The organism is Dyella silvatica, from assembly GCF_026283955.1.
GTDB lineage: Bacteria > Pseudomonadota > Gammaproteobacteria > Xanthomonadales > Rhodanobacteraceae > Dyella_C > Dyella_C silvatica.
Genome location: NZ_JAPDPE010000032.1, coordinates 1 through 22,460 on the forward strand (window position 1 = coordinate 1; position 22,460 = coordinate 22,460).

Genomic DNA, 22,460 nt, shown 5'->3' on the forward strand with positions numbered 1-22,460 from the left:
GCAAGAGTAGGTCACCGCCAGGGGCTTTATCCCCAACCCCCGTAGCGAATGCTACGGGGGTTGTTCTTTTTACGGGCTCCTACAACTCGTACAACAACTCCCGCCAACGCTCACCTCCGTGGCCTTGCCGCTCGCATGCCCACACGCCGCGGCTTCCGATGATTCGCTGACCGACCGACCATCGTACCTGGCTCATCACACGGCTCAATGAGATGCCCATGTTGCTCATCGACGATTGGCGTCCGTAACACTTCTATTGGTGTTTTCTCGCAAGGGCTTTGCTCAGGCTCGGTCAACTCAGCCGCGCTCCATCCGGAGGGATATCGGCGATCGATATCAGTTCATAGACCATGGATTTAGGCGCCTTCTTGATCGCCTTGGCTTTGATTGATATCGGGTGACGTAATATCTTACGTTCACTGATAAAATTGGCCTCCATTCCAAAACATCTCGATATGACGACTCCAGTGAAGAGCCGCCTAAGTCCGCTTTCTTATCTGATCTTTTCTTCGCGTTGGCTGCAGCTTCCGCTCTATCTGGGATTAATCGTCGCGCAGGGTATTTACGTAGTGCAGTTTGTGCGCGAGTTGTGGCATTTGTTGATCACTACGCTGTTCCATAACGGTATCGACGCCACTGCCGGTGGCGAAAGTGCTGAAACCACCATCATGCTTACGGTACTTGGGCTGATCGATGTGGTGATGATTTCCAATCTGCTGGTGATGGTGATCGTCGGTGGTTACGAGACCTTTGTTTCACGCTTGAAACTGGATGGACATCCAGATCAGCCGGAGTGGTTGTCCCACGTCAATGCGACGGTGCTTAAAGTGAAACTGGCCATGGCCATCATCGGCATCTCGTCGATTCATTTGCTGGCCACGTTTATAAAAGCCGATGGCATGGGCAATCAAACCATCATGTGGCAGATCCTGCTGCACCTGACCTTTGTGGTCTCGGCTGTCGCACTGGCTTATATCGACAGGCTGACCCAGCCGCTGAGCAAGCACGCGGCTGCGCATTGAATGGACGCAAGACTCGACACCAACTGTTTCAACTAAGCCCGATGGATATCGATAAGCCCCAATCGAGCGATAGAGATCGGGGCTTATTTGTCATGAGTCTTCTTTAAGTCCAAGAATGGCCCTTAGATACAAAACCATGCCATTAGCCGGCATCTGGCTGAATATAAAGATCAGCGCGGACTGCCGTGCCTCGCAGCTCTTAGATAGTGGGCGGCCTAACGTCTGAGGCGCTCTTGCATGACAAGAGGGGGGGGGAACCGGCATCATCGCCTCCGTGTTTGCAGGATGGAACAATGATGACGGACACGATGCTCAATCGCCGGCAGGAGGAAATCGTCGCCTTGGTGCGACGAGAGGGCTTTTTGACGGTTGAGATTCTGGCGGAGCGCTTCGACGTTACACCGCAAACCATTCGGCGCGATTTAGGAGTGCTTTGCGACGCTGGTTTGTTGCGCCGTTATCACGGCGGAGTGAGCCTGCCATCCAGCGTGGAGAACCTGGCCTATACCGCGCGACAAGGGCTGCAGCAGGCCGAAAAGCAGCGGATCGCTCATTTGCTTGCCCGGCATGTTCCCGATCAGGCCTCGCTTTTTATCAATCTCGGCACGACCAACGAAGACGTCGCGCGTGCCTTGATGCAGCACACCGGCTTGCGGGTGATTACCAACAACCTCAATGTCGCCATCATGATGAGCGACAACCCGACCTTCGAAGTGATTGTCGCCGGCGGCGTCGTACGTGGCCGTGATCACGGCGTAACGGGTGAGGCCACGATCGAGCTGATCCGTCAGTTCAAGGTGGACTTCGGCATCATCGGCATCTCCGGCATCGACATGGATGGCACCTTGCTGGATTTCGACTACCGGGAGGTTCGTGTTACCCAGGCGATCATCGAGCATTCGAGGCAAGTCTATTTGGCCGCCGATCACAGCAAGCTAGGGCGTAATGCACTCGTCCGGCTTGGGCCGATTTCGCGCGTGAACGCCTGGTTTACTGATCGAGAGCCCCCGGTGGATCTGCAAGAAGCGCTGTCCCAGGCGGGTACCAGCGTTCACGTGGCCCCCGCACCTTAGCCGGAAGATTCGCTGCAGTGCAGCGTTGATGTTCGAAAATGTTCGTATATGATCAAAATCCTGAGGGAAATGGCACAGCAAGGAACTCAATTTTCTTATTCGCGCGCTTTCGCAAGGTGAACCAAATCAAGCCTAGGTAGCCTTTGCCGTCATGAATGGAGCGGCGCCGCCTGCTTTACCGGTTGTTTCCCCCGTCTGCGTGCTGGAGTTGATGATGACGGAGCAGGTCGATTTACTGGTGGTTGGTGGCGGCATCAATGGCGTAGGTATTGCGCGCGATGCGGTGGGCCGTGGTCTTTCGGTGTTGCTGTGCGAACAGCACGATCTGGCTGCACATACCTCAAGCGCTAGCACCAAGTTGATTCATGGCGGCCTGCGCTACCTGGAGCAATTCGAATTTGCCCTGGTGGGCAAGGCACTGGCCGAGCGCGAAGTGTTGTTGCGCGCTGCGCCACATATCATCTGGCCGCTGCGTTTCGTCTTGCCGCACCAGCCGCATTTGCGTCCAGCCTGGATGATTCGCATTGGGCTGTTTCTGTATGACCATCTCGGACGTGGCCGTCGTACATTGCCGGGATCGCGGCGGATCAAGTTCCGCCAGCATGCCGTCGGCAAACCACTGCGCGATGAATTCAGCACAGGCTTCGTTTATTCCGACGCCTGGGTGCAAGATGCGCGACTAGTCGTGCTCAATGCGATGGACGCCGCCGCGCGAGGTGCGCAAATCCTGCCACGCACGCGCTGCCAGAGCGCGCTACGAACGGCAGAAGGCTGGCAAGTCGAGTTGCAAGGCGCCGACGGTGAGTCCAGAACCGTGACGGCACGTGCGCTGGTGAACGCCACTGGGCCATGGGCAGTACGCTTTCTCGATGAAGTGGCTGGCATCGGCCATGATCACGCGCTGCGTCTGGTCAAGGGCAGCCACATCGTCGTCCCACGGATGTTCGAGCATCCATACGCTTACATTTTTCAGCAACCCGATCGGCGCATCGTGTTCGCCATTCCCTACGAACGCGACTTCACCCTGGTCGGCACCACCGACGTCGAATATCTCGATGACCCGGCTGCACCGCATATCGAGCAGGCAGAAACTACCTATCTGTGCGACGCAGCCAACCGTTATTTCAAGCGCAGCATTACGCCTGCGGACGTGGTGTGGAGCTATAGCGGCGTACGTCCCTTGCTGGGCGACGAGCACGGCAACGCTTCCGAGGTGACGCGCGATTACCTGCTAGAGCTCGATCAGAAGGGGGCGCCGCTGCTTAATATATTCGGTGGCAAGCTGACGACCTTTCGCAAGCTGGCCGAAGAGGCCGTGGATCGACTAGCGCCGCTGCTCGATTCGACCGCGCCGGCATGGACAGCCAAAGGCCAGCCGCTGCCTGGCGGCGAGCAAAGCGATACGGCGCACCTGCTGACCGAATTCGAAGCCAGCCATCCCTGGCTGCCGACCGAGCTAGCCTGGCGATTGATTCACAGCTACGGCACGCGCAGCCAGCTATTACTTGGCAATGCCACTCGGCTGGAAGACCTGGGCGAGCACTTTGGCGCCGGTTTGTACCGCGTCGAAGTGGATTATCTGCGTCATCACGAATGGGCGGTGGTGGCGGAAGATGTTCTGTGGCGACGTAGCAAGTTGGGCTTGCGATTGCCTGCTGAAGGTGTTGCGCGATTGGCCGCCTATATGGCCGAATCGAAGGCTGACGAACGTCGCCGTAACGCTACATTTTGAAGGCTTTTGAAAGTAAACCTGAGTGGGGATTATGAGCTCAGGTCTGTGCGGTAGGTTCACTTGGCCCTGGGCCGTCAGGGTGAACGCTGAGGTATCAATGCCAAAGCATCGGCCATAACAATGACAGCGAGGCATGGCCATGCAGTCGTGCCATGAGGTTCCATCAAGGGAGGTAGCGGGCATGTCGGTGTGCACAGATCCACGATGTGAAGCGTTAGCGGCATGGCCGCTGGGAATGGTGCCGTTGCACCGGGAGAAGGTCGCATGAGCCGTCAATTTCTCGGTGAACTGATTTCCGAAGCGATCGCCATCTTCATCATCATCGCGTTCGGCGACTCGGTCGCCTGCATGTATGTGTTGTATGACCCCAGCCCATACCAAAACGCCTACTGGGGCGTGTGCATCGCCTGGGGCTTGAGTGTGACCATCGCGATCTATGTCACCGGTTCGGTGTCAGGAACCCATGCCAATCCGGCAGTGACCTTGGCCTTGGCCATGTTCCGCGGCTTTTCGTGGAAAAAAGTACTGCCTTATTGGGTAGCGCAGGTGATCGGAGCCTTTCTCGGGGCGGCACTGGTCTATGTGTTGTTCGGGCCGGTCATCGATCATTTCAACGAGACCCATCAATTGACTCGTGTGGGCGGCGGCGCGGCAGGCGTGTTCTTTACCCATCCTGGTTTGGCGATTACGCCGATGCATGCCTTGCTGGATCAGATCATTCTTACCGCGTTCTTGGTATTTGGTATTTTCGCGATCACCGAGCAATACAACGAAGCGGCGCCCACGGCTAATTCCGGCGCGCTGATGATCGGTTTCCTGGTCGCCTTGATCGGTGCGTCAATGGGTTATCTGGAGGCCTGGGCGATCAACCCGGCACGTGATTTCGGGCCGCGTCTGTTCGCCTATTTCGCCGGTTGGGGCGCCTCTGCGTTGCCGTCGCCTGGCAACTACTGGTGGATCCCCATCGTCGGCCCACTGATCGGCGGTGTGGTCGGTGCGGCGGCTTATCAATGGCTGATCTATCCGTTTCTGCCAGCGCGGATGCGCGCGTTGGACAAGCTGCGCATGGAAGGTGCTAGCGCGCTTACTTCAGATCCCAATAAATAAACCATCACCGTGTCCGCCATGGCGACCCAGTGACGGCCGCGGCGGTTGAACCTAGTCAGGGCTAACCCTGCGGAAGGAGATTATCTTGGACAAGCAATACATTCTCGCCATTGATCAAGGCACCACCAGTTCGCGTGCCATTTTGTTTGATCGAGCAGGTCGCATTGCCGGTATGGCACAGCGCGAGTTTGGCCAGATATTTCCGCAGCCGGGCTGGGTGGAGCATAACCCGCGGGAGATTCTGACCAGTGTGCTGACCACCGTCACCGAGGTGATGAACAATGCCCAGGTCGACGCCTCGGCGATTGCCGGCATCGGCATTACTAATCAGCGTGAAACCGCGGTGGTCTGGGACAAAAGCACCGGGCAGCCGATCTATAACGCCATCGTGTGGCAGTCACGGCAGACTCGTGAGATCTGCGACCAGCTCAAGGCTGACGGTTACGATCCGATGGTGCGGGAAAAAACCGGCTTACTGATTGACGCCTATTTTTCAGGTACCAAGGTGAAGTGGATACTCGACCATGTCGAAGGCGCGCGTGATCGTGCCAAGCGTGGCGAATTGCTCTTCGGCACCATCGATACCTGGTTAATCTGGAATCTCACAGGCGGCAAGGCTCATATCACCGACTACACCAATGCCTCGCGCACGCTGATGTACGACATCCATGCGCAGCGCTGGGACGATGAGCTGCTGAAGATGCTCGATGTGCCGGCGGCGATGTTGCCGGAAGTGCGCTCCAGTAGTGAGGTCTACGGACACACCTTGCCGCAGTATTTCTTCGGGCTCGAAGTGCCTATTGCCGGCGTGGCCGGCGATCAGCAAGCGGCCTTGTTCGGACAGGCCTGTTTCGAACCTGGGATGGCCAAGAACACCTACGGTACCGGCTGCTTCATGCTGATGAATACCGGCGATAAAGCCGTCCATTCTAAAAATGGATTGCTCACCACGATCGCCTGGGGCCTGGATGGCAAGGTCGAGTACGCGCTGGAAGGCAGCATCTTTGTCGCCGGCTCGGTGATTCAATGGCTGCGCGATGGCTTGCGTATGCTGGGTAAGGCCAGCGATTCGCAATCGTATGCTGAGCGCGCGGGCTCCAACGAAGGGGTTTACATCGTGCCGGCCTTTGTCGGCCTGGGCGCACCCTATTGGCGCAGTGATGTGCGCGGCGCTGTTTTCGGGCTGACGCGCGGCACGAGCAAAGAACATTTTGTGCGTGCGGCCTTGGAGTCCATGGCCTACCAGACGCGTGACGTACTCGCCGCGATGGAGGCCGATGCCGGCTTGCCGCTCAAAGAGCTGCGTGCCGATGGCGGTGCTATCGCCAACGACTTCATGGCGCAGTTCCAGAGCGACATTCTCAACGTGCCGGTGCTGCGTCCGCAGGTGCCGGAAACGACGGCGTTGGGCGCGGCGTATCTGGCGGGGCTGGCCACCGGCTTCTGGTCGAGCCGGGAAGAAATTTCGCGGCAGTGGGCGGTGGATCGCCGCTTTGAACCGGTCATGCCAGAAGCCACTCGCGAGGCCTTGTATGCGGGTTGGCAGCAGGCCGTACAGGCAACGATGGGCTTCAAGATCGCCTGATCAGGCGAGTCACTCCATAGCCGCCGTAGACGGGCATAAAAAAGGGGCTTCGCTGTCGCGTCGCCCCTTTTTCTTTTCAGCCTCCAGAAGCAGGCCGAATGTGCAGCTCGCTTTAGTCCAGCGCGTAACCGAATTGCTCTTTGAACTCGGCAGCGAACTCGGCATGGGTAAACCGCTGGTTCTGCGTGCCCGGATGCTCGACTTTCAGCGCGCCCATCAGCGAGGCCATGCGGCCGACCGTCGCCCAATCCTTGCCCTGCATGATGCCCAGGATCAGGCCGGCGCGATAAGCATCGCCGCAGCCGGTGGGATCGACCACCTGGCGCTCGCGTGCCGCAGGAATTTGCAGTGCTTCGCCGTTGGTGTAGATGGTGGAGCCGCGCGGGCCCTGGGTGACGATATACGCCTTCACGCGCCCGGCGATTTCCTCGGCGGTCCATTCCGTACGCGACTGCAGCAACTGCGACTCGTAGTCGTTGACGATGACGTAGGTCGACTGCTCGATCATCGAGCGGAATTCTTCACCGCTGAACAAGGGCATCGCCTGGCCCGGGTCGAAAATAAAGGGTACGCCGCGGGCAGCGAACTCGCTCACATGCTGCAGCATGGCGTCACGGCTATCCGGGGCGACGATGCCGAAAGTGATCTCCGGGATGTCGCGCACATGGTTTTCATGGGCACTGGACATGGCTCCGGGGTGAAAAGCCGTGATCTGGTTGTTGTCCAGGTCGGTGGTGATGAAGCATTGCGGGGTGAACTGCTCGTCGTACACGCGCACGTAATCCATGCGGATGCCGCAATCTTGCAGATGCTGCCGATAGGGGGCGAAATCCTGGCCCACCGCGGCCACTGGCAACGGATCGGCACCAAGCAGCCGCAGGTTATAAGCGATATTGCCGGCGCAACCACCGAATTCACGGCGCATCCGGGGAACCAGGAAGGACACGTTCAGAATGTGCACCTGATCGGGCAGGATGTGATTCTTGAACTGGTCCTGGAAGACCATGATGGTGTCGTAGGCAAGCGAACCGCAGATGACGGCAGACATGGTTAGTGGATGTTCCCAGGGCAAGTGAACAGGCAGCGCGTGAACGGCTGAGCCAAAGCCGAATCGACGATCTCGGCCAAAGCTGCTGATCTTACCGTTATCTCGGGGCGGTGACGACTGCCGGGGCGAGCTGAAGCTTGATTCATAAAGCAGGAAACTCGCATATCACCGTGTAGTACAAGGCTTTCTTAACGAGAATATTCTTGCGTGCAAGGGCTGGCCTGACTAGACTGATCCGCTTACTTTTTAACCAAGCCGATGCACGGCGGACTCAATGTTCAAGAAGTTTCGTGGGTACTTCTCCAATGACATTTCCATCGATCTTGGCACGGCCAATACGCTGATTTATGTACGTGGGCAGGGCATCGTCTTGAACGAGCCCTCAGTGGTGGCGATCCGTCAGGATCGCGGCCCCGGCGGTCCGCGCGCGGTGGCTGCTGTCGGTACCGATGCCAAGCGCATGTTGGGGCGCACACCGGGCAATATCGCCACGGTGCGTCCAATGAAAGACGGCGTGATCGCCAATTTCTCGATGACCGAAGCCATGCTGCAGCACTTCATCAAGCAAGTGCATCGTTCGCGTTTTCTGCGGCCGAGCCCGCGCGTGCTGGTCTGTGTGCCGTGCGGCTCGACCCAGGTCGAGCGCCGCGCCATCAAAGAGTCGGCCGAAGGCGCCGGCGCGCGTGACGTGTATTTGATCGAAGAGCCGATGGCCGCGGCGATTGGCGCGGGCATTCCGGTTCACGAGGCGCGCGGCTCGATGGTGCTGGATATCGGTGGCGGCACCTCCGAGGTGGCGGTGATCTCCTTGAACGGCATCGTCTACTCGCAGTCGGTGCGCATCGGCGGCGACCGTTTCGACGAGGCCATCATCAATTACGTACGCCGTAATCACGGCACCTTGATTGGTGAATCCACCGCCGAGCGGATCAAGATGGAAGTCGGTTGTGCTTTTCCGCAGACCGATGTGCGCGAAATCGAAATCTCCGGCCGCAATTTGGCCGAAGGCGTGCCGCGCATGTTCACCATCAATTCGAATGAAGTACTGGAAGCGCTGCACGAGCCGCTGTCGGGCATTGTTGCGGCGGTACGCGCAGCCCTCGAACAAACACCGCCGGAGCTGTGCTCCGACGTTGCCGAGCGCGGCATCGTATTGACCGGCGGCGGCGCTTTGCTGCGTGACCTCGATCGCTTGATCTCCGAGGAAACCGGCTTGCACGTGCAGGTAGCGGATGAGCCGCTGACGTGCGTGGCGCGCGGTGGCGGCAAGGCGTTGGAGTTGATCGATCTGCATGGCGGCGATTTCTTCGCTTCTGAGTCAGGCTAGTAAGCCCATCGTTCCGGCTTGCTCTCCGACGCGAGATTCGGCACCCGCCGGATCTCGACTTGAAGAAGGCATTCAATGATGTCGCGCAGGCTTGCCTAGTTGAGGTTTCCATGGGCGCGGCGCGCTCGTTTTGCTGAAAGGCTCGTTTCATGGCGCTTGCGCGCGAGGAAAATTCGCCCCTGTTCGCCGGTTCCGTGGCGGGTACGCTGCGGCTGATCTTCTATCTCGCACTGGCGATGGTGTTGATGGTGCTTGACCATCGCAACGGCTGGCTGTGGCGGCTGCGCTATAACGCCGCCATCGTGGTGGAGCCGGTCTATCGCCTTGCAGGCCTGCCGTCGGCGGGCATGCGTACCCTCAGTGTGGCCTTCGCCGACCGCAAATTGCTGACCGAGCAAAACCAGCGTCTGCGCGAAGATCTGTTGCTAGCCAACGCCAAGCTCAATCGCATGGCCGCGGTGGCGGAGCAGAATCAGCGATTGAAAGAGCTGCTCGATACCCAGCGCAGCCTTGAGTTGAACGTGCAGCTGGCACGGGTGATCGGTATGGACATGGGCCAGGCAAGTCACCGCCTGGTGCTCAATCGCGGCGATCGCGATGGGATCAAGCAGGGCCAGGTGGTCATCGACGCGCATGGCGTGATCGGTCCGATCGTTGAAGTGCTGCCAACAACCTCGGTGGTGATGCTGGTGACCGACCCCAATCATGCCGTGCCCGTGGTGGTCGAACGCACCGGCTTGCGCACGGTAGCCTTCGGTTCGCGTGATGGTGGTCAATTGAGTCTGCCGAATGTCCCGATGGCGGCTGATGTGAAAGCGGGTGACAAGTTGCTGACCTCCGGCCTGGGTGGGCGTTTTCCGCCTGGTTTTCCGGTCGGCGAGGTCCGTTCGGTCGGGCAGTCCGCGTCAGGTATGTTCCTGGAGGCGCGTGCGCGTCCCACTGCAGATATCGATCGCAGCGAAGACGTCTTACTGCTGCATGATCAGGCCGAGCCCGCCGGGCCGCCGCCACCGTCGACACCGGCCGGGCCGCCGGCGGCTCTGGCGCCGGTATCTGGCAGTAGCAGTGCGTCGCCGCCGGTGAGTACGTCGGTAGCCAGTCCAGCCACTCCTGCGGCGGCGGTGCAGCCATGAATCGGCATCGTCTGAGCTTGTTATGGGTCAGCGGCACGCTGGCATTCGGCCTATTGTCGATGCTGGTGCCGTTGCCTGCCGTATTGCAGTCGTTCAAACCGTATTGGCCGGCCTTGATCTTGCTGTATTGGACGATCGAATCCGGCGACCGCATTACCCTGGGTGTGGCCTTCGCCGTGGGGCTGTGCGCGGATCTGCTCGACGGCCAATTGTTGGGCGAGCAGGCTTTGCGCCTATGCGCGCTGGTATTCATCGTGTTGCGTTTCCGCTCGCGCTTGCGATTTTTCCCGATGTGGCAGCAAGCCGCGGCGGTGCTGGTGCTGCTGCTGAATGACCGCGTGCTGCAATTGGTCGTGCGCACGTTTGCCGGCGAGTCGCTGCCGTCTGCAAGCTGGTGGATTTCGCCCTTTGTCGGTGCCTTGCTGTGGCCGTTTGTGTTCTTGCTGCTCGACGATTTGCGCATGCATTCAGTAGCCCACTCCCGTAGCCCCACCCGATAGCCCCCGGCGAATCATCCACGACCATGCTTAATCGACGCTCGATCAAGGACTCACGGAGCGAAACTGCGCTGTTCCGGCGCCGTGCGCTGGTCGGGTTCGTGCTGATCTTGCTCGGGCTGACGGCCTTGGTGACGCGATTTGTGTATTTGCAGGTGCTGCACCACGACGAGTTCGTGGTGCGTTCGGAGAACAATCGCGTCAAGCCGCGGGCGATTCCGCCCGCGCGCGGCTTGATCTACGACCGTAGCGGCGTGTTATTGGCCGACAACGTGCCGGCGTTTCGCTTGGAAGTGGTTCCCGAGCAAGTGCCCGACATGTCCGCGTTGCTGGCGGAAATCGGCGCCGTGGTGCCGATCGGCAGCGACGATATCGATGCTTTCAAAAAGCAGCTCAAGCAGAGCCGCCGTTTCGAAAGCGTGCCGCTGAAATTGCGTCTCACCGAAGACGAAATCGATCGTTTTGCGGTGAATCGCTGGCGTTTTCCGGGTGTCGACGTGGTGCCCTACCTGACCCGGCGCTATCCCTATGGCGCGCATTTCGCCCATGTCGTGGGCTATGTCGGCCGGATCGATGCTGACGATTTGGAGCGGCTCGATCCGGTGCGTTACAAGGGCACTAGTCATGTCGGCCGCAGCGGTCTGGAGCGCTCTTACGAGGATGTGCTGCACGGCACGCCGGGTTACGAGCTGGTAGAGGTTAACGCCGATGGGCAAACCCAGCGTGTGCTCGAGAGGCATCCGCCGGTACCCGGCAAAAACCTGTACTTGAGCATCGATATACGCGTGCAAAAGGCCGCCGAAGAGGCTTTCGACAACCGTCCGGGTGCGGCGGTGGCGATCGATCCGCGTAACGGTCAGGTGCTGGCGATGGTTAGCGTGCCCAGCTTTGATCCGAACTTGTTCGTCAACGGCATCACCCACGCCGATTACAGCGCGTTGACCACGGCCGAAGACAAGCCGCTGTACAACCGCGCCCTGCGCGGGGTGTATCCGCCTGGCTCCACCGTCAAGCCGTTGCTGGCGCTTGGCGGCCTCGAATATGGTGTGCGGCGGCCGGAGGACACCGTATTGTCCACCGGCGAGTTCTGCATACCCGGACAAACCCGTTGTTATCGCGATGACCGGCGTGGCGGTGACGGCACCGTGAATATGGTGCGTGCGATCCAGTTGTCGACCAACACTTATTTCTATCGATTGGCGCTGGATCTTGGCATCGACCGGCTCAGCAGCTTTATGAGCAAGTTTTCATTTGGCCGTCCAACCGGTGTCGATCTAGTCGGCGAAGTATCCGGCGTACTGCCCTCGCGTGAATGGAAGGCCGGGCGCTATAAACAGCCCTGGTTCCCCGGTGAAACGGTAATTTCCGGCATTGGACAAGGCTACTGGGCAGTAACGCCGATGCAGCTGTCCCACGCGATTGCGACCTTTGCCGGCCACGGCACGCCTTATGCCCCGCGCGTGGTCATGGCGACGCAAAGCGGTGTAGACAGCCCGCCCGAGCCCTTGGCCAATCCGCCCACGGGACCCTCGTTGATTCAAAAGCCGGGTGATTGGGCGGCGGTCAACCAAGGCATGCTGGCGGTGATGACCGGGCCCGGTACCGGCAAGAACGTGGGCATCGGGTTTCCCTATGCGATCGCCGGCAAGAGCGGTACCGCCGAGCGCTACTCGCGCACCACCAACGCCTATGACGAGCGCCGCAACAACGCCTATCTGGCCAGTCGTCATCGAGCCTGGTTCGTGGCCTATACCCCGGCGGAAGATCCCAAGATTGCGGTTGCCGCCTTGTTGGAGTCTGGTGCCTGGGGTGCTCAGGACGCTGGCCCGATCGTGCGCAAGATTCTCGATGCGTGGGTGGTTCAACAAGGTGGCACCTTGCCGGTGAGTCCACCGCCTACGGCCACTCCGGCGAGCCCGGTTGCTGATCCGTCGGAAGTAATCGGGCCGACGATCGAGCCGCCGATGGATAACTCCGACAGCGACGACATCCCAGCGATACCGTCTTCGAGCGGGGCGAACCCATGATCGACACGTATTACATACGCATGCAGCGCTTTTTCAAGCGCGTGATGATCCGGCCGCGGATCGACCTGCCGCTGGCGGGCGGATTGTTCGTGCTGGCCATGGTTGGTTTGCTCACGCTTTACAGTGCGGGCGACAGCCACATGTCCCTGGTTGCTGGCCAGGCGGGGCGCTTTGCGCTTGGCGCCATGTTGATGCTGGTGATTTCGCGCATTCCGCCGCCGGTGTTACGCACCTGGACGCCTTGGCTTTATGCCGGTAGCACCGCGTTGCTGGTGGTCGTGGCGCTGCTTGGCGAGGGGCGCGGAGCGTATCGCTGGCTCGACCTGGGTGTGATGCGCTTCCAGCCCTCCGAGCTGCTTAAGCTGACCATGCCGATGATGGTGGCCTGGTATCTGCACCCGCGTCAGCTGCCACCGAGTTGGAAAGACGTCGTCGTAGTCGGCGTGTTGATTGCTATCCCAGCCGGCTTGATCGCCGAACAGCCGGATCTCGGTACTGCGTTGCTGGTTGCCGCGGCGGGCGCCTTTGCGTTGTTTTTATCGGGCATGTGCTGGTGGAAAATCGGTGCCTTGCTGGGTGCCGTTGGCGGCATGATTCCCGTCGCCTGGCACTTTTTGCACGAATACCAGCGCAACCGTGTGCGCACCTTGCTCGACCCCGAATCCGACCCGCTTGGCAATGGCTGGCACATCATTCAGTCGCAGATCGCGGTCGGCTCGGGCGGCACCTTTGGCAAGGGCTGGCAGCACGGCACGCAGTCGCGGCTGGACTTCCTGCCGGAGCACACCACCGACTTCATTTTTGCGGTGTTTTCCGAAGAGTTCGGACTGATGGGCGTTATCGGCATCATGCTGCTTTACGCTTTCATCATCGGTCGCTGTCTGTGGATCGCGATGGAGGCGCGCGACACTTACTCGCGGCTACTGGCTGGGGCGATCGGCATGAGCTTTTTCGTCTACGTTTTCGTCAACGGCGGCATGGTTGCCGGCATGCTCCCGGTCGTTGGCGTGCCGATGCCGCTGATCAGCTATGGCGGCACCTCGGCGGTCTCGCTGCTGACGGGTTTTGGTGTGTTGATGTCGATTCACGCCAATCGCAAAATCCATGAATGAGTCAGGCATGAATCACGCACGCGCGAATCGTTCAAACGCGGGCGAAGCATGCTCGAATACCTGCGCCGTCGTTCGCCAGCCTGCTGGCCTGAATCGCGCAGATTCGCGTGCTAGGCTGCCGATGACTCTCAGTTATTCCTAAGTGAAACCCCTGGAAGTGAAGCACTCCATGACCTTGATGTCCGCGCTGCGCCGTTCGCCCTTGCTCCTCACGCTAGGTCTTTTGCTCAGCGTCGCGTGGTCGCCCGTACGAGCCCAGGTCCATCCGGGGCAGGCGCAGCTGGTCAATGAGGTCGCACAAGAAACCGGCAAAGATCCCGCCGTGCTGAACGCGCTGCTCAATCGCGCCAAAAAGCAGCAAAGCATTCTGGATGCGATCAGCCGGCCTGCCGAAGGCAAGGCCTGGAAGGATTACCGCCCGATCTTTTTCAATGACAAGCGCATCGAAGACGGCGTGGCCTTTTATCGCGCCCATCGCGCGTTGATCGAGCGTATTGGGCAGCAGTACGGCGTGGCGCCGGAATACCTGGTAGCGATCATCGGTGTTGAAACCTCGTATGGCCGCATGCCGGGCAAATACAAAGTGCTCGACGCGCTGGTCACGCTGGGCCTGTACTACCCGCCACGGGCGTCGTATTTCCGCGACCAGCTGAAGGTGCTGTTGAGCTTGCCGGACAACCATCTGGCTGGGCCGCTCAATAGCTTGACCGGCTCTTACGCCGGTGCGCAGGGCTGGGGCCAGTTCATGCCGTCGAGCATCCGCGATTTTGGCGTGGACGAAGACGGTGACGGCCATATCGATATGTTGAACTCGCTGCCGGACATTCTCGCCAGCGTGGCCAATTACTTCAGCAAGAACGGCTGGGTCACGGGTGGCCCGGTGGTGGCGCGCGCGCAGCCCGATCATCTGGCCAAGCTGATTACGGTCAAGGATTCTCAGCCGCAATGGTCGGTGGAACAGCTCAAGGCCTGGGGCTATACACCCTTGCAGCCGCTGGACCCGAACCTGCCCAGCAGCTTGCAATCGCTGGAAGGGGAGAGCGGCACGGAATACTGGATCACCTTCCAGAATTTTTACGTCATCACGCGCTACAACCGTAGTCCGCTATATGCGTTGGCCGTGCATCAACTGGCCGAGGCGATCGCCAGCGACGTGCGCCGGGCGGACGCCACGCCATGAGGTGGCGCCTGGTGCTGCCGATATTGGCGGCATTGCTGCTGCTTGCCGGCTGCAGCGGCAGCAAGCCGCGCCCCAGCAAGGGCGGCAGCACGGTGCGAGGCAGTTACTCCGGCAGCTCGCGTCGTGGCGGCGTCTATGACGACGTCAGCAAATCTCAGGGCAGCCGTTATCGCGATAACAGTGACAGCGTGCCGGGTGGCCCGCCGCCGGATCTGAGCAAATTGGTCGAGCCGACACCCAAGGCGGAGCCACGGGCGCTATATGGCAACAAGTCGCCGTATTCCGTACTGGGCCAGAGCTACCGGGTACTGCCCAGCGCAAACGGCTATGTGGAGCGCGGTATCGCGTCGTTCTACGGCAATAAGTTTCATGGCTACAAAACCTCCAGCCTGGAGGACTACGACATGTACCAGTTCTCCGCCGCCCACAAGACGCTGCCATTGCCCAGCTATGCGCGGGTGACCAACCTGGAGAACGGCAAAAGCGTCATCGTGCGCATCAACGATCGCGGCCCGTTTCACGAAAACCGCCTGATCGATCTGTCCTATGCGGCCGCCGTCAAGATCGGCGTCTGGCCCAAGGGCACTGGCCTGGTCGAGGTCCGCGCGATTACTCCAGGCGAGCCGGTACAAGACTTGCCGCCTGCGACATCGCCGCCACAGCCCGCGTTGCCGTTACCGCCCGCATCGCCGCCGCCTCTGCCGCCATCACCACCTTCATCCGTGCCGACAGCGCCCTCGCCAGCGGTGATTGCGGCCAATACAACCAACCCAGGTATAACCGCGCCCCCGGGCATTTATCTGCAGGTGGGCGCCTTCACCGATAACGCCAACGCGGAACGGGTGGCGCAACAGCTGCGCGACGCCAAGTTTGCTCCGGTACAGGTGGTCGATGCTCAGATCAACGGCCGTAATGTGCGCCGGGTGCGGGTTGGGCCGCTTAGCGACGTCGATCGTGCCGACCAGGTAACCACGCAGATCGAAGGTATGGGACTGCCGCGGCCGCAGGTCGCGGTAGACTAACGCACTGCATCACTGGCGATATTCGCTGCAAGTCCCTGGATAACTTGCCCGGATTTCGCCTAATTCATGGCGGCGCATCGGGTGCCGACCATACAAAAGATTGGATTGAACCGAACGATGAGCCTACTTCGCCGCACCCTCTCCTCATTTGCCGTCGCCGCCCTGGTCGCCGGCGTCGCCTTTGCCCAGCAGACCCCGCCCAAACCCGTGGCCGTGCCACGCCCGGTGATGCCCGAAGCGCCGGTACCGCCGCCGCCGGATGTCGATGGCAAAAGCTGGGTGCTGATGGATTACGCCACCGGCCAGATTCTCGCGTCGAAAGATCCTGACGTGCGGCTCGAGCCGGCCTCGATCACCAAGGTGATGACCGACTACGTGGTCTCCGCCGAGATCGGCAACGGCAAGATCCACATGACCGATCCGGTCACCATCAGCGAAAACGCTTGGCGCGGCGGCGGTGCCGGCACCGATGGCTCCACCAGCTTCCTCAAGCTCAATAGCCAGGTGCCGCTGAAAGACCTGTTGTTCGGCCTGATTGTCCAGTCCGGCAACGATGCCGCCATTGCGCTGGCCGAACACACCGCAGGCTCCGAGTCGGCGTTTGCCAACCTGATGAACGCCTATGCCAAGCAGTTGGGCATGGTCAATTCGAACTTCCAGAACGCCTCCGGCTACCCGATCGCCAATCACTACACCACGGCGCGGGATATCGCGATTCTGTCGCGCGCGCTGATTCATGATTTCCCCGAGGACTACGCGATTTCCGCGGTCAAGGACTTCGAGTGGAACGGCATCAAGCAGCACAATCGCAACCTGTTGCTATGGCGCGACCAGAGCGTCGATGGCATCAAGACCGGCCATACCGCGGCGGCAGGCTATTGCCTGGCAGCGTCGGCCAAGCAGGGCGACTCGCGCATGATCGCCATCGTGATGGGCTCTTCCGGCGAGAAAGCTCGTGCCGATGCCGCGCTGGCACTGATGAACTACGGCTTCCGTTTCTACGAGACGCACAAGCTGTATGAGGCGAGCAAGCCGTTGGCTACGCCGCGTCTGTGGAAGGGCAAGGACAACCAGTTGCCGATCGGCGTTGCCGACGACGTGCTAGTCACGGTCAAGCGCGGCGAATACGACAAGCTCAAGGCCACCATGGATATCCCGGCCACGCTGATCGCCCCGTTCACCAAGGGTCAGCAGGTGGGTACGCTGCGCATCACCCTGGACGGCCAGCCGGTGCAGAACGTGCCGCTGATCGCCCAGGTCGAAGCGCCGCAGGGCGGTTTCTTCTCGCGTCTGTGGGACAGCATCATGCTGTGGTTCCATAGCGACAAGAAGCCTGAAACGAAGTGACGGAGGTTGGATGATGCGTGATCTTGATTCGATCGATGCGGCGAAAAAGGAAGGCCAGGGCTTTCAGTTTCCCGGTGAATTCGAAATTACCGCCATGGGTAACGCCAGCGCCGAGCTGACGGTGCTGGTGCCGAAAATCCTCACCGGCATCGGTGTGCGGGTGCTGCACGAAACCGTAAAGCACCGCCATTCGAAAGAAGGAAACTTCGTCTCGGTGACGGTGAGCTTCCACTGCGAAACCCGTGAAGAATACGACGCCGCGCATGTCGCGCTGCGGGCGGATCCGGACATTCGCTACACGATGTGAGACAGCGCATGCGGACAAGCGGGTCGGTCATCGTCATCGCCAAAGGTGCGGCGTCGGGTACTTGCGACGCCCACTTGCGACCCCAATTGTGCAAGATCATGCCAACGCCGATGCCCGCCTCGTGACCGCCGATTTCCCGCTTCCGACCGCCCATGCAGCTGCGCGGCCGTTGAAAATCCGCCGCCTGGGGCGTCAGCCCTATGAGGTGACGTGGAAGGCGATGAGCGATTTCACCAATCGCCGCGATGCGGATACCGCCGACGAACTCTGGCTGCTCGAACACGACCCCGTGTTCACCCTGGGCCAGGCAGGCAAGATGGAGCACGTCTTGATGCCGGGCGATATTCCGGTGGTGCCGGTGGATCGCGGCGGCCAGGTGACGTACCACGGCCCTGGCCAGATCGTGGCCTATCCGCTGATCGACTTGCGCCGGGCCGGCCTGGGCGTACGTGAGCTGGTCAACCGGATCGAGCAGGTCCTGATCGATACCCTGGAGCACTGGAATATCGGTGCCGAGCGGCTACAAGGCGCGCCCGGGGTCTATGTCGGTGGCGCCAAGGTGGGGGCGTTAGGGCTGCGGGTGCGGCGTGGTTGCAGCTTTCACGGCCTGGCCTTTAACGTGAACATGGACCTGGAGCCTTATCACCGCATCAATCCCTGCGGTTACAAGGGTTTGGCGGTCACCCAAGTGCTAGACTTGGGCGGTCCGTCGCGGCTGGCGGACGTCGAAGACGTACTCGCGGCCGAGTTTTGCCGCCAGTTCGGTTTCGATGCCGAGCTGGCCGCGCCTGTGATTCCCGAATTCCCTTCTGAACTCCCCGCTCACGCAGCGGTCTAGGCTGGTCCATGAGCGATACCTCTGCATCCCCGTCCAAGGTCATTCCGATCAGCGTCGTCGCTGGTACGCCCGCGGTTGAGAAACAGCTGGGCAACGACAAAATTGCGCTGAACCGGGCCGGCTTCGACACCGCCGTGCCGACCCTGCGCAAGCCGAGCTGGATCCGCGTGCGGTTGCCGCAAGGCAATGCCGTACAGCAGTTGAAGGCGCGCTTGCGCGAAAACGCGCTGGTGACGGTATGCGAAGAGGCGTCATGCCCGAACATCCACGAGTGCTTTAGCAAGGGCACCGCCACCTTCATGATTCTTGGCGAGGTATGTACCCGTCGCTGCTCGTTCTGCGATGTGGCGCATGGCCGCCCGGCACCGCCGGATGCGCTGGAACCGGCGCGCCTGGCCGAGACCATCCGCGACATGCGCCTGCGCTATGTGGTGATTACCTCGGTGGACCGCGACGACTTGCGCGACGGCGGTGCCGAGCATTTCGCTTCGTGCATTCGTGCCGTGCGTCACGCCAGCCCGACGATCAAGATCGAAATCCTCACCCCCGACTTCCGCGGCAAGGGCCGCATGGATCGCGCGCTGGAAGTCCTCAAGGATTTCCCACCGGATGTGTTTAACCACAATCTGGAAACCGTGCCGCATCTTTATCGCGAAGTGCGCCCGGGTGCCGACTACCAGTGGTCGCTGGATCTGCTGAAGCGTTTCAAGGCGCAGCATCCCGAGGTGCCGACCAAGTCCGGCATCATGCTCGGTCTCGGCGAAACCATGGATCAGGTGCTGGAGACCATGCGCGATTTACGTGCCCATGACGTCGACATGATTACCATCGGCCAGTACCTGCAGCCCACGCCACACCATCACCCGGTCGTGCGCTATTGGACACCTGAAGAATTCGACGCGCTGCGCGAGGCAGGCGAGGCCATGGGCTTTAACCATGTCGCTTCCGGTCCGTTGGTTCGTTCCTCCTATCATGCCGACCTGCAAGCCCATGCAGCCGGCGTCACTGAGCAAGCCTGAGAGGCCTCATGAAACTTCGTCCCACGCTAGCCCTGCTGCTTGCCTTCACCATCGCCGGTGCCGCTCACGCGCAAACCCCGGCAGATGCCGTGAGCGGTGATGAAGCGCCGCGCAAAGCCTCTGCGCTGCCGTTAAAGCCCTCCACCAATCAGTTAGAGGCGGCCCAGTTGTCGGCGCGCTTCCTCACTCGTTTTCACTACGACTCGCAGCCGCTGGACGACGCGATGTCGGCCAAGATCTACAAGGCCTATTTCGATGGTCTGGATGCCGAGAAGGTGTTTTTCACCCAGGTCGACATGGCCAAGTTCGAGCCGCTGAAAACGCAGTTCGACAATGCGATCTGGAGTAAAGATTTATCCGGCCCGTTCTCGGTGTTCAATCTGTATGTCCAGCGGGCGGTCGAGCGCATGACTTTTGCGCGTGGCCTGCTCAAGCAGGGCTTCGATTTTTCGACCGACGATAGCTACGTCTACGATCGCAAGAAGGCCAGCTGGCCCAAAGACGCCGCCGAGCTCGATGATCTGTGGCGCAAGCGCACCAAGAACGACTGGTTGCGCTTGAAGCTCGCCGGCAAAGGTGACGATGATATCCGCAAGACGCTGGACAAGCGCTACGCCGGTTATATTGAGCGGGTAAGGCAGCTGGACAGCGAAGACGCCTTCCAGACCTTCATGAATGCATACGCCGAATCCACCGACCCGCATACCGACTACCTCGGCCCACGCGCCGCCGAGAACTTTGATATCTCGATGAAGCTCTCGCTGGAAGGCATCGGCGCCGTGCTGCAGCAGCGCGACGAATACATCGTCGTGCGTGAAGTGGTTCCGGCCGGCCCGGCCGCCAAGTCCGGCAAGATCCACGTTGGCGACCGCATTGTGGCAATCGGCCAGGGCGCCGACGGTGCCTTGGTCGATGTGATCGGTTGGCGCGTCGATGACGTGGTCAAGAAGATCCGCGGCAAGAAAGACACCACGGTGCGCCTGGAGATCTTGCCAGCCGACGCCGGCGTCGATGGCAAGCACGAAACGATTTCCATGGTGCGCCAGAAGGTCAATATCGAAGAACAGGCGGCCAAGAAGCGCATCGTCGAAATCAAGGATGGCAACGTCAGCCGCAAGATCGGCGTGATCGAACTACCGGCTTTTTATTCCGATTTCGGTGCGCGTCGCGAAGGCGACAAAAACTTCAGAAGCGCCACCCGCGATGTCGCCAAGCTGCTGGAAGAGTTGAAGGCTGCCGGTGTCGAAGGCGTAGTGATGGATCTGCGCAACGACGGCGGCGGCTCGCTGGTCGAAGCCAACTCGCTCACCGGTTTGTTTATCGACAAGGGGCCGGTGGTGCAGGTGCGTGACGCCCGCGGCCAGGTCGATGTGCAAGGCGATGACACCCCTGGTATGACCTGGAGCGGCCCGTTGGCGGTGCTGATCAATCGCGGTTCGGCCTCGGCGTCGGAGATTTTCGCGGCAGCGATTCAAGACTGGGGTCGTGGTCTGATCATCGGCCAGCCGTCGTTTGGCAAAGGCACCGTGCAGAATCTGGTCGATCTGGATCGCTTCACCCGCGGCAATAGCGAGAAGCCGCAGTTCGGCGAGCTGAAGATGACTATTGCCGAGTTCTTCCGCATCAACGGCGGTTCGACCCAGCTCAAGGGCGTGACTCCCGATATCCAGTTCCCGTTGAACGGCGACGAGAAGGATTTCGGCGAATCCACCTACGACAACGCCTTGCCGTGGACGCAGATCGCGCCAGCCACGTACAAGCCGGTAGCCGACCTCAAGGCTTATCTGCCGCAATTGCAGAGCAGCCACGAGGCCCGCACCGCCAAATCGCCGGCTTGGAAGCTGATGCTCGACGAATTGGCGCAGTACCGCAAAATGCGCGACAAGACCTCGATCTCGCTGAACTTTGCCCAGCGCGAAACCGAGCGCAAGCAGATGGACGCCTTGCAGGCTGATTTCCGTGCCCGTCATAAAACCATCGACGGCGGCACGGCGGTCGCCGATGAAAATCAGGACAGCCTCGACGACGGCCTCAACCCGAACGAGCGCAGCCTGAAGGCGGAGATCCAGCAAGAGAAGGACGCCAAGAAAGCCAAGGACCCACAAGTGCAAGAAGCGGCACATGTGATGTTCGATGCCGTTGGCCTGATCAAGGCCGATCCGAAGCTGGCGGCCGAAGTGTTGCCCTACGGCGGCAAGTTCTCGTCCACCGCGACGGTAGCCGCAACGCCTGCTGCGCCGGCACCGGCCAGCCCTACCGCGCATTAAGTTCAGGCTTCTCACGCAATCAAGAAACGGCGCTACGGCGCCGTTTTTTTGTGCGGGTCTCTCAGGTCATGCGGCGGGCCGGGCGCGATGGACTTGTCACGGCATCGCGCGTACATAAGAGGCCGTGCAACCCCCTCTTTCACCCGAGAGACACCATGGATATGTTGCCGAACGTCGCGCTTGCTGGCGGGCTGGCCTGGGCCAGCGGTATCCGCCTATACGCCACGATATTCATCGCCGGCATGCTGGGCCGGCTGGGTTTCGTGCATTTGCCGGCCGGCCTGGAGATGCTTACCCATAACTGGGTGCTCGGCGTTTCCGGGGTGTTGATGCTGGGCGAGTTTCTGGCCGACAAAATCCCCGGTTTCGACAGCGTGTGGGATGCCATTCACACCTTTATCCGCATCCCTGCCGGCACCTTGCTGGCCTGGGGGGTGTTTAAAGAATCCGCGCCGAGCGAGCAGTTCGCCGCCGCTTTAATGGGCGGGGCACTGGTCTCGGGTACGCATCTGGCCAAGATGGGCGGTCGCGCGCTTATCAACACCTCGCCGGAGCCTTTCAGCAATTGGACGGCCAGCGCAAGCGAAGATATTTCCCTGCTCGGCGCGACGTACTTGATGTGGCGCCACCCCGTAGCACTGCTGGTGTTGCTGGGGTTGTTCGTGGTGTTGCTGATCTGGCTGTTGCCGAAGATCGTGCGCGGCTTACGCGCGTTGTGGCGACGATTGCGTAGCGTCAGGACGGCACTGTCGGGCCCCGTCTGAGCTTGGCAGGGCAGGTTGAGCACATGCTAGCTGGCACGTGCTCAACCTCGCCA

General features: G+C 60.5%; 19 protein-coding genes. 18 read left to right on the top strand and 1 reads right to left on the bottom strand.

Features of this window, described 5'->3' with window-relative positions; genetic code table 11:
• Window positions 1-455 precede the first annotated feature (455 nt).
• The 5 genes from OUZ52_RS08495 (at window position 456) to glpK (ending at window position 6,519) form a co-directional block, all read left to right on the top strand.
• On the top strand, window positions 456-1,022 hold the full coding sequence (locus tag OUZ52_RS08495; RefSeq protein WP_266157958.1) for a TIGR00645 family protein: 567 nt from the start codon (window positions 456-458) through the stop codon (window positions 1,020-1,022).
• Between the two features lie 296 nt (window positions 1,023-1,318).
• Window positions 1,319-2,095 carry a DeoR/GlpR family DNA-binding transcription regulator gene (locus OUZ52_RS08500; RefSeq protein ID WP_266157959.1) on the top strand — a complete coding sequence of 259 codons (777 nt, stop codon included), beginning with the start codon at window positions 1,319-1,321 and terminating at the stop codon, window positions 2,093-2,095.
• A gap of 214 nt (window positions 2,096-2,309) precedes the next feature.
• A complete protein-coding gene (gene glpD, locus OUZ52_RS08505) occupies window positions 2,310-3,827 on the top strand; it encodes a glycerol-3-phosphate dehydrogenase (protein WP_266157960.1) in 1,518 nt (505 codons plus the stop codon).
• Between the two features lie 264 nt (window positions 3,828-4,091).
• Window positions 4,092-4,934, top strand: a complete 843-nt coding sequence (locus OUZ52_RS08510; RefSeq protein WP_266157961.1) for an MIP/aquaporin family protein — start codon at window positions 4,092-4,094, stop codon at window positions 4,932-4,934.
• 85 nt (window positions 4,935-5,019) lie between these two features.
• Window positions 5,020-6,519 carry a glycerol kinase GlpK gene (glpK, locus tag OUZ52_RS08515; RefSeq protein ID WP_266157962.1) on the top strand — a complete coding sequence of 500 codons (1,500 nt, stop codon included), beginning with the start codon at window positions 5,020-5,022 and terminating at the stop codon, window positions 6,517-6,519.
• Window positions 6,520-6,631: 112 nt separating this feature from the next.
• On the opposite strand, the gene OUZ52_RS08520 is transcribed toward glpK, so the two are convergent.
• Window positions 6,632-7,567, bottom strand: coding sequence for a carbohydrate kinase family protein (locus OUZ52_RS08520; protein ID WP_266157963.1), 936 nt, complete (start codon window positions 7,565-7,567; stop codon window positions 6,632-6,634).
• 274 nt (window positions 7,568-7,841) lie between these two features.
• Here OUZ52_RS08520 and OUZ52_RS08525 point away from each other — a divergent pair, with 274 nt between their 5' ends.
• From OUZ52_RS08525 to OUZ52_RS08585, 13 genes are all read left to right on the top strand, one after another.
• Window positions 7,842-8,894 (top strand): rod shape-determining protein, encoded by a 1,053-nt coding sequence (locus OUZ52_RS08525; RefSeq protein WP_114844237.1) that lies wholly within the window; start codon window positions 7,842-7,844, stop codon window positions 8,892-8,894.
• 149 nt (window positions 8,895-9,043) lie between these two features.
• Window positions 9,044-10,027 carry a rod shape-determining protein MreC gene (gene mreC / locus OUZ52_RS08530; protein ID WP_266157964.1) on the top strand — a complete coding sequence of 328 codons (984 nt, stop codon included), beginning with the start codon at window positions 9,044-9,046 and terminating at the stop codon, window positions 10,025-10,027.
• Window positions 10,024-10,527: a rod shape-determining protein MreD gene (gene mreD, locus OUZ52_RS08535; RefSeq protein ID WP_266157965.1), complete on the top strand. Its 504-nt coding sequence runs from the start codon at window positions 10,024-10,026 to the stop codon at window positions 10,525-10,527. The genes mreC and mreD overlap by 4 nt, the downstream gene beginning before the upstream one ends.
• Window positions 10,528-10,550: 23 nt before the next feature.
• Entirely contained in the window at window positions 10,551-12,551 is a 2,001-nt protein-coding gene (mrdA, locus tag OUZ52_RS08540) for a penicillin-binding protein 2 (protein ID WP_266157966.1), read from the top strand.
• A complete protein-coding gene (rodA, locus tag OUZ52_RS08545) occupies window positions 12,548-13,663 on the top strand; it encodes a rod shape-determining protein RodA (protein WP_266157967.1) in 1,116 nt (371 codons plus the stop codon). Before mrdA ends, rodA begins: the two co-directional genes overlap by 4 nt.
• Window positions 13,664-13,832: 169 nt before the next feature.
• Window positions 13,833-14,843, top strand: a complete 1,011-nt coding sequence (gene mltB / locus OUZ52_RS08550; protein WP_266157968.1) for a lytic murein transglycosylase B — start codon at window positions 13,833-13,835, stop codon at window positions 14,841-14,843.
• The gene (locus OUZ52_RS08555) at window positions 14,840-15,865 is read left to right on the top strand and encodes a septal ring lytic transglycosylase RlpA family protein (RefSeq protein WP_266157969.1); all 1,026 of its coding nucleotides are present in this window, start codon (window positions 14,840-14,842) and stop codon (window positions 15,863-15,865) included. The genes mltB and OUZ52_RS08555 overlap by 4 nt, the downstream gene beginning before the upstream one ends.
• Window positions 15,866-15,982: 117 nt before the next feature.
• The gene (locus tag OUZ52_RS08560; protein WP_266157970.1) at window positions 15,983-17,212 is read left to right on the top strand and encodes a D-alanyl-D-alanine carboxypeptidase family protein; all 1,230 of its coding nucleotides are present in this window, start codon (window positions 15,983-15,985) and stop codon (window positions 17,210-17,212) included.
• 10 nt (window positions 17,213-17,222) lie between these two features.
• On the top strand, window positions 17,223-17,519 hold the full coding sequence (locus OUZ52_RS08565) for a DUF493 family protein (RefSeq protein WP_425493821.1): 297 nt from the start codon (window positions 17,223-17,225) through the stop codon (window positions 17,517-17,519).
• A 121-nt stretch (window positions 17,520-17,640) separates the two neighbouring features.
• Entirely contained in the window at window positions 17,641-18,357 is a 717-nt protein-coding gene (gene lipB, locus OUZ52_RS08570) for a lipoyl(octanoyl) transferase LipB (RefSeq protein ID WP_266157971.1), read from the top strand.
• An 8-nt stretch (window positions 18,358-18,365) separates the two neighbouring features.
• Window positions 18,366-19,376 carry a lipoyl synthase gene (gene lipA, locus OUZ52_RS08575; protein WP_266157972.1) on the top strand — a complete coding sequence of 337 codons (1,011 nt, stop codon included), beginning with the start codon at window positions 18,366-18,368 and terminating at the stop codon, window positions 19,374-19,376.
• Between the two features lie 8 nt (window positions 19,377-19,384).
• Complete coding sequence (locus tag OUZ52_RS08580) at window positions 19,385-21,643, top strand: carboxy terminal-processing peptidase (protein ID WP_266157973.1); 2,259 nt, start codon at window positions 19,385-19,387, stop codon at window positions 21,641-21,643.
• A 155-nt stretch (window positions 21,644-21,798) separates the two neighbouring features.
• Window positions 21,799-22,407, top strand: coding sequence for a DUF4126 domain-containing protein (locus tag OUZ52_RS08585; RefSeq protein WP_266157974.1), 609 nt, complete (start codon window positions 21,799-21,801; stop codon window positions 22,405-22,407).
• Window positions 22,408-22,460: the final 53 nt, after the last annotated feature.